This window comes from Chitinophagales bacterium, from assembly GCA_019638515.1.
Lineage (GTDB): Bacteria > Bacteroidota > Bacteroidia > Chitinophagales > LD1 > UBA7692.
On record JAHBTS010000002.1, the window covers coordinates 456838 to 477393 of the forward strand.

At 38.7% G+C, this 20556-nt stretch carries 15 protein-coding genes; 8 read left to right on the top strand and 7 right to left on the bottom strand.

From position 1 onward, the window contains the following. Window positions 1–47 precede the first annotated feature (47 nt). The 3 genes from KF872_05185 to KF872_05195 all read left to right on the top strand — a co-directional run bounded on the left by KF872_05185 (window position 48) and on the right by KF872_05195 (window position 5641). Window positions 48–1844, top strand: coding sequence for a hypothetical protein (locus tag KF872_05185; protein MBX2902933.1), 1797 nt, complete (start codon window positions 48–50; stop codon window positions 1842–1844). 140 nt (window positions 1845–1984) lie between these two features. After that, entirely contained in the window at window positions 1985–3814 is a 1830-nt protein-coding gene (locus tag KF872_05190; GenBank protein MBX2902934.1) for a hypothetical protein, read from the top strand. A 102-nt stretch (window positions 3815–3916) separates the two neighbouring features. After that, window positions 3917–5641, top strand: a complete 1725-nt coding sequence (locus KF872_05195; protein ID MBX2902935.1) for a tetratricopeptide repeat protein — start codon at window positions 3917–3919, stop codon at window positions 5639–5641. Here KF872_05195 and KF872_05200 read toward each other — a convergent pair whose 3' ends face one another. After that, window positions 5642–6775, bottom strand: a complete 1134-nt coding sequence (locus tag KF872_05200; protein ID MBX2902936.1) for a glycosyltransferase family 4 protein — start codon at window positions 6773–6775, stop codon at window positions 5642–5644. 100 nt (window positions 6776–6875) lie between these two features. Here KF872_05200 and KF872_05205 point away from each other — a divergent pair, with 100 nt between their 5' ends. Next, complete coding sequence (locus KF872_05205; protein ID MBX2902937.1) at window positions 6876–8228, top strand: hydroxymethylglutaryl-CoA reductase, degradative; 1353 nt, start codon at window positions 6876–6878, stop codon at window positions 8226–8228. On the opposite strand, the gene KF872_05210 is transcribed toward KF872_05205, so the two are convergent. The 3 genes from KF872_05210 to KF872_05220 form a co-directional block, all read right to left on the bottom strand. Next, window positions 8225–10201 carry a hypothetical protein gene (locus KF872_05210; protein MBX2902938.1) on the bottom strand — a complete coding sequence of 659 codons (1977 nt, stop codon included), beginning with the start codon at window positions 10199–10201 and terminating at the stop codon, window positions 8225–8227. The genes KF872_05205 and KF872_05210 overlap by 4 nt on opposite strands. 32 nt (window positions 10202–10233) lie before the next feature. Beyond that, window positions 10234–10488, bottom strand: coding sequence for a 30S ribosomal protein S20 (gene rpsT, locus KF872_05215; protein MBX2902939.1), 255 nt, complete (start codon window positions 10486–10488; stop codon window positions 10234–10236). A 259-nt stretch (window positions 10489–10747) separates the two neighbouring features. Continuing rightward, window positions 10748–11737 carry a Gfo/Idh/MocA family oxidoreductase gene (locus KF872_05220; protein ID MBX2902940.1) on the bottom strand — a complete coding sequence of 330 codons (990 nt, stop codon included), beginning with the start codon at window positions 11735–11737 and terminating at the stop codon, window positions 10748–10750. Window positions 11738–11866: 129 nt separating this feature from the next. On the opposite strand from KF872_05220, the gene KF872_05225 reads away from it, so the two are divergent. The 3 genes from KF872_05225 (at window position 11867) to rplQ (ending at window position 13958) form a co-directional block, all read left to right on the top strand. Continuing rightward, the gene (locus KF872_05225; protein MBX2902941.1) at window positions 11867–12373 is read left to right on the top strand and encodes a YkgJ family cysteine cluster protein; all 507 of its coding nucleotides are present in this window, start codon (window positions 11867–11869) and stop codon (window positions 12371–12373) included. A gap of 96 nt (window positions 12374–12469) precedes the next feature. After that, entirely contained in the window at window positions 12470–13465 is a 996-nt protein-coding gene (locus KF872_05230) for a DNA-directed RNA polymerase subunit alpha (protein ID MBX2902942.1), read from the top strand. Window positions 13466–13490: 25 nt separating this feature from the next. Next, a complete protein-coding gene (gene rplQ / locus KF872_05235; GenBank protein MBX2902943.1) occupies window positions 13491–13958 on the top strand; it encodes a 50S ribosomal protein L17 in 468 nt (155 codons plus the stop codon). A 211-nt stretch (window positions 13959–14169) separates the two neighbouring features. Here rplQ and KF872_05240 read toward each other — a convergent pair whose 3' ends face one another. Both KF872_05240 and KF872_05245 read right to left on the bottom strand, forming a co-directional pair. Continuing rightward, complete coding sequence (locus KF872_05240; GenBank protein ID MBX2902944.1) at window positions 14170–15156, bottom strand: ionic transporter y4hA; 987 nt, start codon at window positions 15154–15156, stop codon at window positions 14170–14172. A 391-nt stretch (window positions 15157–15547) separates the two neighbouring features. Continuing rightward, window positions 15548–15997: a DUF4395 domain-containing protein gene (locus tag KF872_05245; GenBank protein MBX2902945.1), complete on the bottom strand. Its 450-nt coding sequence runs from the start codon at window positions 15995–15997 to the stop codon at window positions 15548–15550. A 263-nt stretch (window positions 15998–16260) separates the two neighbouring features. Here KF872_05245 and KF872_05250 point away from each other — a divergent pair, with 263 nt between their 5' ends. After that, entirely contained in the window at window positions 16261–18687 is a 2427-nt protein-coding gene (locus KF872_05250; protein ID MBX2902946.1) for a hypothetical protein, read from the top strand. Between the two features lie 274 nt (window positions 18688–18961). Here the strand turns inward: KF872_05250 and KF872_05255 are convergent, their stop codons facing one another. Continuing rightward, window positions 18962–20410: a T9SS type A sorting domain-containing protein gene (locus tag KF872_05255; GenBank protein MBX2902947.1), complete on the bottom strand. Its 1449-nt coding sequence runs from the start codon at window positions 20408–20410 to the stop codon at window positions 18962–18964. Between the last annotated feature and the right edge of the window lie 146 nt (window positions 20411–20556).

Consider the following 20556-nt stretch of genomic DNA (forward strand, 5'->3'; position numbering starts at 1 on the left):
GTGATAAAAAATTTATGTACGTTTGGCATCTAAAAATTTCAAAAACAATGAATTTTAAATCAACCAAAATTGTTGCAGCAAGTGTTGCCTTTGCTGCATTATTAGCTGCTTGTGGCGGAGGAGGAAACAAAAGTGAAGGCGTAAAAAGCAAACGAGCCGGCATAAACGAAGTAGTCATCCACATTTCTGCCGATCCAGACAAATTAAACGGTTTAACTTCAACATCTTCTAACGCCAGCGAAATAGAGCGAAACATTTTTGCAGGCATGTTAGACAATCAATTAGACTCTCCATTTACCATTATTCCGGGCTTGGCAAAAGCACGTCCGCTTATTGAAGAAATTACAGAGGGAGAACTAAAAGGCGGATTAAAAATAACCTACGAACTACGCGAAGAAGCAAAATGGGACAATGGTTCACCCATTACTGTAGACGATATACTATTCACCCTCAAAACAATTAAAAACCCAAAAGTAGATTGCGAACACCTACGCTCCTACTACGATTTTATTGTTGATGTAGTTACCTATCCTGACAATAACAGAAAATTCACCTTCTTGTGTAAAGGAAAATACTTCCAAAGCGAAACTTGGAGTGCCATTACACCTTTCCCTGAATATGTGTACGACCCGGAAAAATTGATGCGCAAGTTCGAATACAAAACCTTCAATAACCCTAAGGAAGTTGAAAAGCTGAAAGGCAATGCCGACATCATAAAATTCGCAGAACAGTTTAACTCCGAAAAATTTGCACGCGAACCGGAAGGCGTTTCAGGAGCCGGACCTTACGCTCTAGAAAAATGGATAACAGGGCAACGCGTTATTCTTAAGAAAAAACAAAATTACTGGGGCGAAAAATTTGCCAGTGAAAATCCTGAATTCAGCAACCTGCCCGATAAGCTAATCTTTGAAATTATCAACGACCAAAGCGCCACCTTGGCTGCAGTAAAAGGCGAAAACATTGATGTAGCTTCATCTTTCAAATCCAAAGATTTTCTTGATTTAGAAAAAGATGAAAAATTAACTGCCAAATACAAACTCGAAAAACCAACACAATTAGTGTACTCCTATTTAGGCTTAAACATGCGCGACCCAAAAACTAGCGATGTAAAAGTACGCAGAGCCTTAGCACACCTAATTGACATCGATCAAATTATCGAAAAAATTTCATACGGTATGGCAACCCGCGTAGTTGGCCCCACCAGCCCACAACGCCCATACTACAACAACAATTTAAAACTTATTCCTTTTGATATTGCAGCAGGTAATCAGTTATTAGACGAAGCCGGATGGAAAGACAGCGATGGCGATGGCGTGCGCGATAAAATGATAAACGGCAAAAAAGTGAAACTTTCGCTCACCGTTAAAATGCCAAGTGGCAACGAAGTTTCAGAAAGAATAATACTCCTTTACCAAGAAAACTGTAAAAAAGCCGGAGTAGAAATTTCTATTGCACCAAAAGAATGGACCGTATTCTTAGAAGAAATAAAAGTGCATAACTTCGAAATGTATATGGGCAGTTGGGTTTCGCACCCGCTCAGCGATGATCCAAAACAAATCTGGCACACATCTTCTTACGATGGCGGCAGCAACTACGTTGGCTTTGGCGACCAAAAAAGCGATGAAGTAATAGATAAACTTCGCTACGAATTAGACGAAACTAAACGCAACGAACTATACAAAGAATTTCAACGCTTAGTGTACGAAGCACAACCTTATATTTTTATGTCTTCACCATTAAACAAAGTGGCCATACATAAACGCTTTACCAATGGAAGAGCAAGAGTTTGCCGCCCCGGCTATCTTGCAAAAGAATTTAAGTTAGATCCTAATTTCGGGAAATAACAACTCCCTTAAAAAAAAAAGCCATCGCAACCCGATGGCTTTTTTTACAATTATTAAAACCTTGTTGCGTTTTATCCGTAATAGTTTTTAGTAAAAACACCAAATCTATTGCATAATTTTACCTGCAAACCCTCATTGGAATGTCTCTTCAAGAATCCCAAAAGGATAACTTAGTACCTAATAAGCCTGCTTTGGATATATTTTCCGAAGTGCTTTCGCTTATAGCAACTGCAAGAGCCGAAAGGCTTCAGCGCAGCTATAAATGCATTGAATATGCAGAAAAAGCAGTTTCGCTGGCGCTTGCCAACCAGCTTACTTTCCAAGCAGCCGAAGCCAAAGTAGAAATTGCCAATTACTACACCAACGTACTGCGCGACTACAATGCAGCACTACACCACGCACTAGAAGCACATGTACTTTTAGGCAACGAATACCAACCATTTTTAAGCGCCAACATCTTTAAACTCGTAGGAGTTTGCTACCACTGGACAGGGAACTTTACCAATGCCGTTTCTAACTACCTGCAAGCAGCTAAAATTTTAGAAATAGAAATACCAAAAACAAGAGAAGAACTCCTCTTGGCTGGTAGTTTGCACTACAATATCATTCTAATATACCAGCATCTTGCATTCGATGAAGAAAAGTTTGTACACCTAACCAAAGCAATAGAATTTTACGAAAAAGCCAATTACAAAGATGGCATTGCAAAATGCTACAGCCTCTATGCCGATTATCATAAAGATGTAAAGCACCACCCACAAAAAAGAAAAGAACTCTTTGAAAAAGCACTAGCCATTTTTAAAGAAACAAACAATAAAGTAGGCGAACTATCCTGCATTTGCCCCCTTGGTTTAGTTTATTGCGAAATAGGCGAAACCGAAAAAGGATTCCAATTGCTCCACTCCGGTTTGCAAGAAATGGAAGCCACGCAAATTCCCGATTACATTGCCGCGGCACACAACTATTTTGCACGTGCCTACCGCCATTTAAAGCAATACGAAAAATCTATAGAGCACTACATTATGGTAGAAGAACTTCTACTTAAAAATAAGCGCGAAGTTGAACTGCACGACCTTTACGAAGAAATGGCTCTCACATTAGCAGAATCTGGCGATTACAAATCGGCATACGATTACCGCCTTAAATTCGGCAAAGTAAAAGGCGAATGGATGAACTTCGACAAAGCTACCACGCTACACAATGCCACCATGCGCTTTGCTATAGAAAAACAAGAACGCGAAGCACAATTACAACAACAAAAAAACGAACAAGTTCAAGATTACATACGCCAACTACAACTCTCCAACGAAGAGTTGAAACAAATTGCCTATGTAGCTTCGCACGATTTGCGCGAGCCACTCCGTATGATAAACAGCTACACCAAATTATTAGATAAATCCATAGCTGCAAGCGGCACTCCCGAAGCAAAAGAATATACGGCAGTAATCCATTCCAGCGCCAAACGCATGTACGAAATGATTCAAGACATGATGGCACTGAGCCAAGCAAATGCCAATATATCTTTACAACAAGTAGATGTAACCGAAATTGTAAGCGAAGTACAATCTGTACTATCCATCATCATCAAACATCGAAATGCAGTACTTACATGCAGCCCGCTGCCCATCATAAACAGCGATAAAACCTTACTCTTTCAAATATTCCAAAACCTTATTGCCAATGCCATAAAATATAACCGTAGCCAACAACCTATTATAGAAATACACTACCAATTTTCAAACAACAAGCATCAATTCGAAGTACACGATAATGGCATAGGCATACCCGAATCGCAACGCGAAAAAGTGTTTTACATATTTGCCAGATTACATAAAGAAAGCGAAGTAAGCGGCAGCGGAATTGGCTTAGCCGTATGCAAAAAAGCAGTAGAAAAACTACATGGGAAAATTTGGATTGAAACAAGCCATTTAGGAGGCACAAGCATAAAATTTTATTTACCCAACGCTTAATTAAACTTTAATCAAAAACAAACGTACAAGAGTAAAGCAATGAGTGTGTCATCTTCCATGCAAACGCAATTCTTCCACTTAATTGAAAAAGCAGAACAGCTTGTGAAATCACAGAGTGTTCAGGCAGAGCAATTGGCAAAAGAAGCCTTAGCCATTGCCGAACAAGCGGGTAATGCCGAGTGGCAAGCAGAAGCACTCTATCAGTTAGCCTCCTTTAACTCAAAAGTTGCATCGCAATTTAAAGTAAGCAATCAACTCTGCGAGCAAGCGCTGGTTTTAGCCAACAGCAAAAAAAATGTATTGCTGCAAACCCGCCTTCTGCGCCTCATGGGTATGAATGAGCACTACCTTGGCATTTGGGAAAATGCACAGCAACGCTACCAAGATGCCGTTCAACTCCTCGAAGCCCAACCCGCACTAAACCACGCACTAGAAGAAGAGCTTGGCTATTTGTATTACTATATTTCGGTACTCCACAAAAGTTCCGAAACCAAAGAATATCCGCTCGAATGCCTCCAAAAATCTATTTCCATTTTTGAGCGCATAGGCAACAAAGAAGGTTTGGCACGCTGCTACAACATGCTTGCCAACCACCTAAACGAGGTAAAAAACCACCGCGAAGCACTAGAATATCATTTAAAAGCACTCGTACTTTTTGAAGAAGGTAACGAAACCTACTTTGCATCCGTAGTTCAAAATAATGCAGGCTACAGCTATTGCGAACTAGGCGATTTCGAAAAAGGTTTCGAACTCCTCAACCGCTCCTTACAAACCAAACTAACATTTGGCAACCAAAATTCTATTGCCAATTCCTATATCCATTTAGGAATGGCACATAAACTAAAAGGCAATTGGCAAGAATCGCTGCACTACTTTCACGAAGGCGAAAAAATTCTGAAAGATTTAGACAGTAAAAGCGACCTCAACACCGTTTACCAATACCTTTCCGAAGTATATGCCGCAGCAGGCGATTTTAAGCAGGCATACGAGTACCACATTCGTTACGATCGTACTAAAGACGAAATGTTCAACTTCGATAAAGCAGCCGCCATTATGGATGCCAAATCAAGATTTGAACTCGAAAAGAAAAAGAAAGAAGCAGAAATGCTTCGCCAAAAAAACAACGAAATAGAAAACTACGCACACCAACTCGAAATTTCAAACAACGAGTTAAAGCAGTTTGCACACGTAGCATCGCACGATTTAAAAGAGCCGTTGCGCATGATAAGCAACTACATTAACCTGCTCGAAAAACAATTAGAGCCGCAACAAAATGAGCAAGTACAAACCTACATGGGTTTTGTAAACGAAGGCGCCAAAAGGATGTATGCACTCATAAACAGCCTCTTGGAATTTTCTAAACTAAACAACGAAGTACAAGTTGAAACCATAGACTTAAATACCACCATTACCGATATCCGCAACCGATATGCAGAAGTATTGCAGCATGTTGCCTTTTCGGCCGATAACTTGCCAACGGTAAATGCCGATTACACACACATGTACAGCTTGTTTGAAAACCTCATCAATAATGCCGTTAAGTTCAATCTAAGTACCAAGAAAATTGTAAAAGTAGAATACAACAACACCGAAAAAACACACGAGTTTAAAGTAATAGACAACGGCATAGGAATTGCTAAAGAATATGCCGAAAAAGTATTTGTTATTTTCCAAAGACTCAATGCCCGCAACCAATTTTCGGGAACAGGCATTGGACTTGCCATTTGCAAGAAAATTATAGATAACCTAAAAGGTAAAATTTGGGTAGAAAGCAATGAATTTGGTGGTTGCACCTTCTGCATTTCTATTCCTAAAGAATCGGTATAGCTATTGCGCCATTGCTCGCTCACAACTCTTCCAAAGCAATTCGGCAGTTTCTTTCCAAGAGTATTTCTTATGTTGCACTAATCCCTGAGCTATTAAGTTACTTCGCAAAGTTGCATCATTAAAAAGCATCTTCATTTTAGCAGCAATATCTCCAACATTTTCGGGCTGTGCCAACAATGCCGCATTGCCACAAATTTCGGGCATAGAAGATACGGCAGATGTAATTACAGGAACACCGCAAGCCATTGCCTCTAATGGCGGCACCCCAAAACCTTCAAACAAACTTACATACAAAGAGCCAAAAGCTCCGCCAATTGCAAGTTGCATATCTTCTAAAGAAAGCCGTCCGGTAAAATTTATATCCTCTTTATGTTGCAATGTTTCCCATGTGCTGAATATCTCACCGGTTTGCCAACCCTTTGCTCCGGCAATTACCAGTTTCATATCGCTGCCCGTTTCTTCTTTAAACAAGTTAAATGCCCGCAGCATATTGGCAACATTCTTGCGTGGATTCACAGAGCCTGCATACACAAAATACTCCTTTCCCGCTGCAAAAGTATCACTTGCCTGCTGCTTTTGAACCGTTGTTAATGGCAAAAAATTCTCTTTCACAGCACTATACACCACATCAATTTTTTGCGGCTCAATACCGTAGTACTTAGCAATATCACTTTTAGAATATTCCGAAACAGTAGCAATTCTTGCTGCCTTATGTGCAAACCGAGGCATAAAAAACTCGTAATACTTCTGCTGCAAAAACTTATTGTGCTGCGGAAAATGCTCATAGGCAATATCGTGCATTACTGCAAGTTGCGGCACTGCTGCACGCAAAGCACAATAGCCATCGGGCGATAAAAATAAATCCGGCTTATGCTGGTTTAGCCAGTTGGCAACACTCCATTCAAACCACCACACATACAAAAAAGGATGACGTGCCTGCGGAAACAACTCCACAGCATACACATTGGAAGCATAAATAAATTCAGTGCTATGCTTTCTGTCGAATAAAAAGTAAAAATCAATATCCGGATTGGCAGCAACAATATGCCTTAATGTTTCGTGTGTAAAATAACCTATGCCTTCTAATTTATCTTTAAGCAGCAATCTGGTGTTTACAGCAATTTTCCTTTTCACACAATGGCTTTGGCGCAATAATAAGGCATTTCACACAGCTGCAACTATGAAAAAAAACAAAGTCCTTTTCTATCTTTTATATTCCTAAATTTGCACAGCAATGAGTGAGCAACCTAATGAAGATAAACAGGTAGCAGGTTTTTCTAAACTTACCAAGCGCGATAAAATCTATTGGCTTGCTAAGAACTTCTTATATGCCAATCCTGTAGATATATTCAAGGAGTTTGCCGAGTATTGGCATGATAATATCGAAGCACAAAAGTTGCTAGACGGCTTTTCGGAAAACACACTTACCAATTTTCCCATTCCATTTGGCGTAGCGCCTAACTTCTTAATAAATGGCAAAGTATATGCCATTCCAATGGTTACGGAAGAAAGCAGCGTGGTGGCAGCAGCAGCTAATGCCGCTAAATTTTGGATGGATAGAGGCGGCTTTAAAAGCCATGTAATTTCCACCACCAAAGTTGGGCAAGTACACTTTCACTACACCGGAAGTAAAGACAAACTCTTTCGATTTTTTGAAAGTAGAAAAGATGAACTAAAAACAGGTGTAAAGCACATTACACACAATATGGAAAAGCGAGGAGGCGGAGTGCTCGATATGGAACTTATTGAGTTTCCCCAAGAACCAAACTTCTACCAAATTCGTGCTTATTTTGAAACTGTAGATTCTATGGGAGCCAATTTCATCAATTCCTGTTTAGAGGAATTTGGCAAGCTCCTGCGCGAAAAAATAAATGAAAGCATAGTATTCAACGATTCCGAAAAAAACGTTGAAATTATTATGTGTATTCTCTCAAATTATACACCCGACTGTGTGGTACGCAGCGAAGTAAGTTGCCCCATATCGGCATTGGGAACCTTCTCTAATGGAGAAATTTCTGCCGAAGATTTTGCATGGAAGTTTGAGCGAGCAGTGCGTATTGCCCGCATAGATCCATATCGCGCAACTACACACAATAAAGGAATTATGAACGGAATAGACTCCGTTGTAATTGCCACCGGAAACGATTTTAGAGCCGTAGAAAGTTGCGCCCATACTTATGCTTGCCGAAATGGAAGCTACGCCAGCCTTTCCAATGCTTCTATTGAAAACAACCTCTTTAAGTTTTGGTTAGAAATTCCAATTGCCATAGGCACAGTTGGTGGTTTAACCTCCTTGCACCCATTGGCAAAGCGCTCTTTAGAGCTGCTCGGCAACCCCAATGCCAAGCAACTAATGGAAATTATTGCAACAGTTGGCTTAGCCCAAAACTTTGCCGCAGTGCGCTCACTGGTAACCACCGGCATACAAGCCGGACACATGAAAATGCACCTTACCAATATTCTGGCACAATTTAATGCCTCCGAAAAAGAAGAGGCAGCAGCCAAATTGCACTTTCACGATAAAGTAGTAAGCGTAGCAGCAGTTCGTGAATTTTTAGAAACATTGCGTGAGGCGCTGCACCGCTAAGGTGTAAGCAGCAAGTCTTTTTTACTTAGCAATAGCGTATCTATGGCACTATTGGTGCGCACAAACACTGCCGGAAATCCAATTGGGCATGCAATATTTTTTAGCTCCAATCCCGAGTAAATAACTGTGGAAGCATCAAAAATATTACGCCACTCCCCTTGTGGAAATTTTACAGCCACAGTAGATTGAGAAGGTGCTACAGCCGGAGCCACCAACATATCTTGCCCTACTAAAAAATGAAATCTAGATACCGTATCCTCCGGTTGAAAAAATTTTGTATAAAGTGGTTTAATTAAGCGTCCTTCTGCAGCTTCGGCAATAAAATAATTACTAAGCAATGCATGTATTTTTCCAAAACGCGCCAAAAATTTAACCATAAACTTATTGCTAAATACAGATGCCACACCTTTATCAGTTACCGTAATTTCACTCGTTTTCAAAAAGGGGGTAAACGCTTCAAATTCTATCCATCGGCAAAGCAGTTCTTGTATATTGTAACGTGCCTTTGTGTTTAAACAACCACCAATATTGCTATAAGCATACTGTAGCCCCGAAACCGAAGCAGACAGTACACCTCTAACGGCAGCAGGCAAACCATGCTGAGTATTAAAATCTAAAGTTGGATACACCGTTTCAAAAATTGGCATATAGCGCTCAGAGCCGGCACCGCCACTTGTATGAAATACCAGGCAGGAATCAGTTAAGCCTGTTTCCTGTAATACTTCTCTATTGATGCGTGCCCAAACCACCGGGTAAAAATTGTGTGCAGAATACGCATTGAAACCATCTGGAATTTGAGCATCTAAAGGAAACCCATTGGCAACATCAGCCACCCAACCACTATACCCATTTTCAATAAGTGTTTCCTTTATTACTTGCTTATACCATTGTGCTGCTGCCGGATTTAGCAAATTTATTGGATATACCGTTTGTTCATTCACAACTGTTTTATACGGCTCTCCATTATATGTGCTTACTAAAAAATGCTGCTCAATTGCTTGTGTAAAATACTTGCTTTCTTGCGCTACAAATGGTTGTATATATCCCAGAACTTTTATGCCCTTCTTATTCATGGCATATATCCAATTTTTAAAATCTTGACTTCTTGCTTTATGAGTGCCTTTAAGACTCTTGCTTATACAATCTCTACTGTACACTGCTGTGATAGGATTACCGGCAGCCATTGCCTTTAATACTGTTTTATTTTTACGCTTCACATTGCCTGCCACACTCAAAATTGTGCCATGTGCCCAATGCGGCAATGTTATCTCCATTGGCTTTGTCATCGCAATTTCATCATCAAATTCTATATTGAATAGCCAATAATCATTCTTCCGATACGGGTAAACAGTTACTGCAACATTGCCTATTGAATCGAATGCAGCTTCACATTCGGGAGGCTTTACCTCAAAGCAAAATTTTTCTTCGGTACAAAAACGTGGTAATGCCACATCGCAATTTTTGATATCAACGCTTTGCCCCATTGCATTTCCTAAAACGCTACTGCTTGCAATTGCACTAAACTTTTTTCCCGAAAAATCTGAAACTGAATATTGCATTCCTCCGCCCCAAAAGTGTTTGGCGGCCGTATTAAAGTTCAACTGCAAAGTGGTAATAACGCCAGCGGCATCTTCCACCTTTACACTCAACCAAAATTTGCGGGTGCTTTGTGCATCAAAAAAAAGTCCAACTTCTATGGGAAATTGTTGTGCCAATTTTCCTGTAAAAAAATAGGAATCTGCAAATTGGTAAATGCTATCTATTTCAACCGAAGAAAATAATTGTTGCAACTGGCTCTCAGCCGATAAAAAAGAATACTTATTAAAAACAATTAGTGGATAATTAGCTCGAATAAAGCTAAGTTGAGTATTGCTTTGCGCCAACCTCACTTGCGCATAAGAGGTACATGAACAAAAAAGAAAAAGCAGCAGTGCTGCTTTCCTTACACAATTTCTAAATAGAACGGTTTCCAAAATGCTAAACTTTGAAACCGAAAAAAATAAAATTATTTCAAGCCGTTTGCTCTTTTAGCAATGCTCGATTTTAAGTTAGAAGCCTTATTCTTATGAATATAACCTCTCTTTGCTAATTTATCTATCAATGCAGATACTTTAGGCAATGCTGTTTGCACTTCATCTTTTTTGGCAGATGCTCTTAAATCGCGCAGTGCATTACGCATTGTTTTAGCGAAGTAACGGTTTTTAAGTCTGCGTTTTGCAGTCTGTCTTATTCTTTTTTGGGCTGATTTATGATTCGCCATTGCTATACTTTTTTCAAAAATGGAGCGCAAATATAGTTTTATGATTTAAAATTCAAAACAACAAAATACTTGCAACAAAAGTTTTTAAAAGAAAAACCGCCTTGCTGGTTTCCCAACAAGACGGCTAACCCTAAAACCACTATGGCACGTCTTACCCCATAGACGTGCATTGCAAATGTAAGAAGCATTTCCGTTTATGCAAGTTGATACACAAAAAAGCATTTGATTTAACAAAAAAATAACAAATTGAAATCTCCTGTTATATTTTTACTGTGCCAGCATGTTTCTCTATGGCATCCATGATTTGCTGCGCCAAAAGCATGGCATGGTAGCCGGCTTCCACACTTACCGGCACAGGCTTATTTTTAGCTATGCTTTGGTAAAATAGCTCTAACTCCAACTTAATAGCGTTTACATCCTGCTTAGAAAAAGTTTGCATAGAAATATATTTCTTGCTCCCCCCAAGTTCCATTTCAAAAGAAGGAATATCAGTAGAAGGCTGGCGGTGGTGCATTTTCAGCACATCGCTTTTACCTTTCAAAAAATCAATACTTAAATAAGCTCCGGGTTGAAAAATACGCATTTTACGCATGTTCTTCATGGAAATACGGCTGGCAGTTAAGTTGGCAACACAGCCATTGGCAAATTCAATTCTTGCATTGGCAATATCCGGTGATGTGCTTACAATAGCCACTCCGCTGGCATATACCTTGTGTACCGGACTTTTCACCAAATCAATAATAATATCGAGGTCGTGAATCATTAAATCGTGTACTACACTTACATCGGTACCTCTTGGATTAAACTGTGCTAAGCGGTGCACCTCTATAAAAACCGGCTTAATTTTGCTCCTATCCAACGACAGCATGGCAGGATTAAACCTTTCCACATGCCCCACCATTGCCTTTATGCCGGCCTCTTCCACAATTTTAAGCAATGCTTTGGCTTGTGCAATTGTTTCGGTAACGGGCTTTTCAATAAATAAGTGTTTTCCTGCTTTTGCCACCGCCAATGCTACTTCAAAATGAGCTGCAGTATTGCAAACCACATCTGCCGCATCGCAAGCAGCGATTAAATCGCTTGCCGATTCAAAACGCTTTAGTCCCATTTTTTCAACCTCCACCGCCTTGGCAGCATCCGGATCAAAAAAACCTACCAACTCAAATCCTGTAATTTCATTCAGTAGTTTGGCATGAATTTTACCTAAGTGCCCCACCCCAAATAAACCAATCTTAATTTTTTTAGGCATCGAAGTTCAAACGTACATAATTTTTTCTTCACCATATTATTTGCAGCAGCACCCACGCACTATAAATATTACTGAAGAAATAATTGCCAAAGCAGCATTTCTATACTTTATTTGCCGCCTCCAAAAAATATGCAGCCAATAAACGTTAGCTATTATAGAAACCGCGCTTACCAAAAGAAAAAGTCGCTTGCCGCATTTTTGAAAAAACTAACCAAAAAGCCACCTGTAGATTTACTCAAAAAAGTAAAAGCGGCCGATAAAGAAGTATGGCAGGAAATGAGTTGCATAGCTTGTGCCAATTGCTGCAAAACCATGACCCCAACTTGGAAAAAAAGTGAAATAAGAAAAGTAGCCACTTTTGTGGGAATGGATTACGAAACGTATTATCGAGAATACATAAAAGTAGATGAAGATAATGGCGACCTGGTGAACCAAACCACACCTTGCCAGCACCTGAACTTAAAAACCAATATGTGTAGCGTTTATGAAGTGCGTCCGCACGACTGCAAGCACTTTCCACATTTTATTAGAAAAGATTTTACCGATCAAACATCCGTGTACACCGAAAACCTACACCGCTGCCCCGCCACTTTACTTTTAATTGAAAAATTAGAAAAAAACATTGCTGCTAAGTAGCCGCATAAACACTTTTGGCACTTTTCAATTATTTATTTGTGATTTTAAATGATTCTGCTACTTTTGCAGCCCTTATTGTAAAATCTAACCAAAAATATGGGTCTTTTAACGTTTCAAAAGCCGGATAAAATATCTCTTCAAAAATCAACAGATTTTGAAGGAACCTTTGAATTTAAACCATTGGAGCCGGGTTTCGGTGTAACCATTGGTAATGCCTTACGCAGAGTATTACTTTCTTCTTTAGAAGGCTACGCTGTTTCCGGTGTGAAAATTTCGGGAGTAGATCACGAATTTTCTACCATAAAAGGTGTAATTGAAGACGTTACCGAAATAGTTTTAAACTTAAAGCAAGTTCGTTTAAAGAAAGTATTAGACGAAGAAAGCCAAAACGAAAAAATTTATATTTCTGTAAAAGGTTCAGAAGCATTCAAAGCCGGTGCCATTGAAAAATTCACCAGTGTGTATCAAGTAATGAACCCTGAATTAGTAATCTGCAATTTAGAGCCTTCTGTAACTTTAGAAATGGAATTAACCGTTACTAAAGGAAGAGGATACGTTCCTGCCGATGAAAATGCCGGAAAAGAATTGCCAATCGGCTATATTGCCATTGATGCTATTTACACTCCAATACGCAATGTAAAATACAGCGTAGAGCCTTACCGTGTAGAACAACGTGTAGATTTCGAAAAATTAGTATTAGACCTTACTACCGATGGAACTATTCATCCGGAAGATGCCGTAAAAGAAGCTTCTCGCATTTTAATTCAGCACTTAATGCTAATTACCGATGAGCACATCACCTTTGACACTCCGGTTGCAATCGAGCACGATGTAGTAGATGAACAAGTATTGCACCTGCGCAAATTATTAAAAACTCCTTTAGAAGATTTAGATTTGAGTGTACGTGCCTTCAACTGCTTAAAAGCTGCAAAAATAAACAGCTTAGAAGAGTTGGTATCTTTCAACACAAACGACCTTTTGAAATTCCGCAACTTTGGTAAAAAGAGCTTAGTGGAAATCGAAGCCTTACTACATGAAAAGGGTTTGAGCTTTGGTATGGATTTAAGCAAATTAAGATTAGACGAAGAATAAAAACAACATAAAAAATCATTATTAAATGAGACACGGGGATAAAGTAAACAACCTAGGCAGAAAAACGGCTCATCGCCATGCTTTGATGATGAACCTTGCCATTTCGTTAATTGAACACAAGCGTATATTCACAACACTTGCAAAAGCTAAAGCATTACGTGGCTATGTAGAACCACTTATTACTAAAGCTAAAGCAGACGATACCCACAGCCGTAGAACAGTATTCAGCTACTTGCAAAGCAAAGAAGCCGTTAAGGAACTATTTGGCAATGTAGTAGTAAAAGTTGGCGACCGTCCGGGAGGCTATACCAGAATCATTAAAACCGGCTTCCGTGCAGGCGATGCCGCAGAAATGGCTATGATTGAGTTGGTAGATTTTAATGAATTGTACACTCAAAATAAAAATACTTCTAAAGCAGCAGAGCCTAAAAAACGTACTAGAAGAAGCACTGCAGCTAAGAAAAAAGCTGATGGAGCAGAATCTGCCGAATAATATATTACACCATATTGAAGCAAAAAAGGCTGTCTTTTATACGAGGCAGCCTTTTTGTTTTATTGCCATTCTCAACCTCGAAGCCATAAATAGTACAATGCTACAGAGTAATTTCGCTATATAGGCAATAAAACTCTAAAAGAGCCTATAGCAACTATCCTGCAAACAACTAAGTCTGCGCACCACTTCCCTCTATAAAAAATTATGGCTGCTATGGGTTGATGGTTAAAAATATGTAGGCAATAAGATTTACCAAAAGCACCACCCCATACACAGCATTGCTGCGGCCTCCAATGAGCGATAGCATTACGGTAAAAATTGAAATCACCAGTAGAATTATAGATAAAATATCGAGTCCCAAAATGAGTGGAAAATCATAAATATAACTGGCAAGCGATACTGTTGGAATAGTAAGCCCTATACTGGCAATGGCCGACCCCAAAGCTAAATTAAGGCTGGTTTGGAGCTTATTTTTACGAGCTGCATTTACTGCCGCAATACCCTCCGGCAATAATATTACTGCTGCCACGATTATGCCCACTATACTTTTTGGAAGCCCATAATTAACTACAACTGTTTCTAAAGGATGCGATAGCTGCTTGGCCAACAACACCACTATTGCAAGGCTTATTAACAAAAAAACTACGCTAATGCCTAATGAAACATTAGAGATAGAATGCACATTGCTTTCGGGCTGGTCTTCGCCATCTGTAATAAAATATTCCCGATGCCCTGTTGTTTGAGCGGCAATAAATGCCGTGTAAATAGCAATACAGGCAAAAAATTCAAATAAAATCTGCGCCTCGGTATAATAAGGTCCCGGTTCCCCTTTGGTAAAAGTGGGCAATATCATTGTAAATACCACAATAGAAGTTAGAGACACCAATGCAATTTTTACCGAATGCGGAGAAAATGTTTGGGTGTGAAATTTCCACCCTCCAATAAACAAACTCAACCCAACAATACCATTGAGCAATAACATCACGGCCGAATACACCGTATCGCGTGCAAATGATGCATATTGCTTCCCCCCCAATATCATTATAGAAACAATAATCGCCACCTCTATAACCGTAATAGATACAGCCAAAATAATGGTTCCGTATGGCTCTCCTACCCTATGAGCAATAATTTCGGAATGATGTACGGCAGACATTACACAAAATATAAGCAACACCCCGGCAATAGCCTGAAACATAATATTATTATCAAGATACCCTGAGAAATAGAGTATGGAAGCTAATACTGGAATGGAAGTTGTCCACCCGTAAAATTTTCTAATTTGACTTTTAATTCTATCCATTCACCATTACACCATAATCCACTACCATCATAAATACAGATAATGGACTTTACTAAAGTTAAACCAATATACTACTGCAATAAAAGAAATAAATAGCAACCCAAATAGGTATAAAAAACATACTTGGAAACAATGCCACTTTAATCCGCTCCATATCTCTTTTAATAAGGAGAAGATACAGCACATAAACAAGCAATATCAAGGTTAAACCAATTGGAATGAATATATACATCCTGTTGCTTACATTTATTTAGTTCTCGCAATAAATATAACCAAATAACTGCAACTATTTTGAAGCAACCGGAATAAGATTAAAACGTACTAAAAGTGCAAACACTTCGCATCCCACACAGTACGAAAATACCGACTCCAAGATGGCACAGCTCACCAAAATTCCGCCAACTATAAAAAACGGAATCCATACATTCAACAATGCCAAAACTACCAGTATGGCACTAAAGATAAAGCCAATTTTAGCAGCAAAACGTTTGGGAGCATTATCTATCAATTGAGGTTGAATATCCAATACATTTACAATATTAATGGCAAGCCACCGCAATAAACTGCCATTCCTATTTAAGAAACCTCGCACAAAAAAATCGTACATCAAAAATACAAACGGAATAAACGATTGAGTAGCAATTCCCGCTACCGAAATAAGTACTACCCAAGCTGCTACAATACGTACTGCGGGTTTGTTTACTTTGTTTCCATCAATTGGGCAAACATGCGCCATAAAACTTTACTTTTTTTTAGATTAAGAAATAAAAACGGAAATATGCCACAAGCACACTTTCGCATTTTTTTAGCCGATAAAATTTATTGAAATAGAATTCGGCTGCGTACTAACACATACAACAGCAACAACACGCATGTAAGCAAGAAAAAGAATAAGTGTTGTGTGAATTCATTAGCACAATAGTGCAGAAAAAAAATGAAAACAACAAACAGTTAGCACCAATTGCAAAACAATACCGAAATAGACTATTATTGACAAGAATGAAGTATAAAAACATTAGAGAAGAAGAACTAAAAAACAAGGTCGGTGCAGACTGGTTTAAAACATTCGACACCACCGAAATAATAGGTAATATCGACTTTACGGTTTTCCCTAAACAAGCCAACATTTTTGGACGAACGCCACTACTTTGGGCAGAAGCAAAAACAGGCAATTATGACGTGCCTACAATGTTCGTTCAACTTATATTGACAATCGGTAAAGCACGAACTTTTGACAAAACTTTGCCACCAGCGTTTTTAGGTGCGTTTGACTTTCAAAAAATTGCATTTGTTCCTTACATCAGCATTCAAGACATCTTCTATTTAAACGACTTTAATTGGAACGTAACACCAAGTAACCACGACTCAAAAGAGTTTAAACTAATAAAAGATAGAATTGAAGCCAATCTTAAAAAGAACAGTTACGTTTACAACTACATAAAAGACGAAAAAGAGCTTAAACACTTCATTTCAAACAACATTGCCAAGGCGACAGAAACAAGCAAAATAAAAATTGACAAAAACAATTTCATTCCAATTTACTTACGTTGGCTCGACATTGTAAAACCAATTATTGACGTAAATTGGGACGACCTCAAAAAAGCCAACATTTTAGACAGCGACTTTTATTTGGCTGATTTGTTTGTGGACGACAGAGATACGCAGCAAATTTCGGATGACACATCAATCAGAGATAACCTATTTGTAATTTTCCAAAATCAAGGTTACAAAATTGCAAAAGAGAACATCAAGCAAATGTTTGATGCAACTATCAACATTCGCAACAAAGAAACCTACCAACAGTTTTGGAAACGCTACAAACGGCCACCAATAAAAGAGTTTCAAGAATACATTATAGAGCGTAGAGATTTATTGGTGCCGCAAGATATTAGAGAACGCAAAGGAGCATTTTTTACACCAAGACAATGGGTTGAACTTTCACAGAAATACTTAACCGATTATTTGGGCGAAAACTGGCAAGACGATTATTATGTTTGGGACTGTGCCGCAGGCACAGGTAATCTATTGGCGGGTTTAACCAACAAATACAACATTTGGGCAAGCACCTTAGACCAAGCCGATGTAAACGTAATGCACGAACGCATCAATCACGGTGCAAACCTTTTGGAAAGCCACGTTTTTCAGTTTGATTTTTTGAATGACGATTTTTCAAAACTTCCGCAAGGTTTGCAAGACATTATCAATGACGAACAGAAACGGAAGAAACTAATTATTTACATCAATCCGCCTTATGCAGAGGCTACTACTGCCAAAACAGTAACTGGAACAGGCGAAAACAAAGCGGGTGTAGTTACCGATATTAATCTCAAAAATCTGCTTACCCCCAAAATAGGCAATGCTACCAACGAAATTTTCGCCCTTTTTATGGCGAGAATTTACCAAGAAATTAATGGCTGTATTTTAGGTCAATTTTCAACATTAAAATTTGTAAATGGAAGTAATTTCAAAAAGTTTAAAGACTATTTTTTAGCAGAATATATAAATGGATTTATTGTTCCTGCGGATACTTTTGATAATGTAAACGGCAAATTCCCTATTGGATTTACCATTTGGGATACTTCTAATAGGTCAAGAATAAATATAATTTCTACTGACATTTACGACAAAAATGGAAACTTCAATGGAACGAAAAATTTTTACGGAGAATTGCCAGAAATAATAAACAAATGGATTGTAAAATATAGAAATAATTCAGAAAGTATTGGCTATCTAACGACTAGAGGAAATGACTTTCAAAACAATAATTTCATTCAAATTATCAATAATAGATATTTAGTAAAAAGTGACAGAGGCATTTCAATATATAAAAACAATCTTATAGGAATTGCTATTTATCTCTCCGTTCGACACTGCATAGAGGCTACTTGGCTTAACGACCGTGACCAATTTTTATTTCCAAACGATGACTGGCAAACCGATACTGAATTTCAAAACGATTGTTTGGCATTTACATTATTCCATAGTCAAAACCGTATATCAAGTTCAGAAGGTACCAATCATTGGATACCTTTTACCGAGCAAGAAGTAAACGCCAAAGAAAAGTTTGAAAGCAACTTTATGACCAATTTCATTAAAGGGAAAATAAAACCCAATACCGACACAAACTTGTTTGGCAACGAAACAACTGTTAATAAAGCGTTACAGTTTTCACAAGAAGCAACAGATGTTTTTAATGCCGGTCGTGAACTTTGGAAGTATTATCATTCACAAAAAGACATTAACGTAAATGCAAGTTTGTACGACATTAGAGAATACTTTCAAGGTCGCAACGACAAAGGACGAATGAACGCAAAAAGCACAGACGAAAAATATACGGAGTTAATCAGCAACTTAAGGCAAACACTAAGCATACTTGCCAGCAAAATAGCCCCAAAAGTTTACGAATACGAATTTTTAAAACAATAACGAGAAAAGAACAACTGGCGCTAATATCGGTTGGGCAAAAGTGGCGGTTAAGTGCTTTGTATCCAACTTTTTTTTGTAAATCTGAACATTCATGCTTTGAGTGAAGTGCAGAGCCAAAAATCGCCACCTTTGCCAAGCCTACAAACCGAAAAACGAAGTTTCTAAAGCGCCTTCATAAACTTTACTCCAACTCGAGTAAAAACAGAAACATTTTTCTTACATAAAAAAAGGCTGCCCTTTAAAGGCAGCCTTTTTTACTATTTAAGCATTACTTTTAATGCTGTATTACCAGTTTGCGAACATCCTTTGCACCGCTTGCAGTAATGGTTTCTACCATATACATGCCGTTGGCAAGGTTCTCTGTATTTATAGCTGCGTAATAACCGCTCTCGTTATGGTGCTTCAACACTACTTTTCCACTAAAATCAAACAGTGTTACGGTAGCGATATTAGCATTGGTTTCTGATGCAATTACGGTTAGTGTTGCTGCTGCCGGATTAGGAAGCAATGTAAATGATACTGCTTTGGTATCTACTGCTTTTACAGACGATAAAATTTGGCAAGGAGTATTATTATCAATAATAGCTTTAAAGCGCGGAGCTGTGTAAGCCATAATTGTATCAATATATTTTTTTGCTTTCGTCTCAGATGCATTAGGGTTTAGTGCAGGATCTCCTACCGGTTGATTGCTATCGTACCAGCTCCATGGTTCAAATTTTTCGCCATAAAACGGATACAATCCTTCTACAGGTTGAGTAAACTGTCCTGCGCCATTTTTATTGGCAGGTCCTTGTTGAAGCGATGCATTTTTAAACACATCGTTGTTGCCTAATCTTTCAACGCGTGGCATAAAATCTCCGGGGCCGCTAACAACAATTATGGCACTACCGCTACCGGTAATTACAATTGCTGTATTGTATGGTGTAGTGGTTTCGTTCATGCCATGTAGCGCTACTGTAGGCAACTCTCCTTGCTCCACCCATGTAGTATCGCCTGTTGCGGCACCTAATGCCAATACTGCTGCCGGCAAAGAGTTGTATCCTGCATGGTTATTTAAGTTCTCGGTACCACCAAAACCATCAAAATCTCCGGTTTTAGACTGGTTGATATAAGGATTTCCTTGTGAGTCTAAAAATTTAACGCCCATTAGCTCGCTTTGCTTATTTAAGTTAGCAACAGCCAATGCCGAATATCCACCGGAATTGGTTCCGCCAATAAAGATTTTGCATGGGTTAATTTTCCATTGGTTTCCACCTTCATTGGCATTCTTTTTAAAATAGCGAACACAGGTTTTGAAATCCTGCATGGATCTGTAAACCGCATTGATGATAGTTTTTTCTCTGGTTTCTGCATCAGAAGAACCTGCCTCCCAACCAACACGGTATTTTATTGAAACCGCCACATAGCCTAACTTAGCAAAGCGATTACACATTTCAACCACACTATATTGCTCTTTTACGCCCCATTGATAAAGCGTTAAATAAGAACCTGCATGACCCAATATAATTACCGGACGATCGGCAACTGTATCGCCATCGGGTTCATATACATCCATGGTTAAATCTTCTGCCAAAGTAAAAATAGATGAGTACGTTAAATTAGAACCATAAACTACATCTTTCGTTACTTTTACGTTGGTAAACTGAGGCGTTAAATAACGCTGAGCTGTTGCGCTCCCTAAAAAACAAGCCAATAAGGCAAATAGTGTAAGTTGCTTTTTCATTTTCCGTTTTAATGTGAGCTACTAAAGTAAAAACAGAATAGAAAACTTCAAACCAATGCCGTACTTTCTTCTATAAAAAAAAATAACAACTTTAGAGGAAACTACGCTCTAAAACAAGCGAAGCCAATACCAACATCATAAAAGAA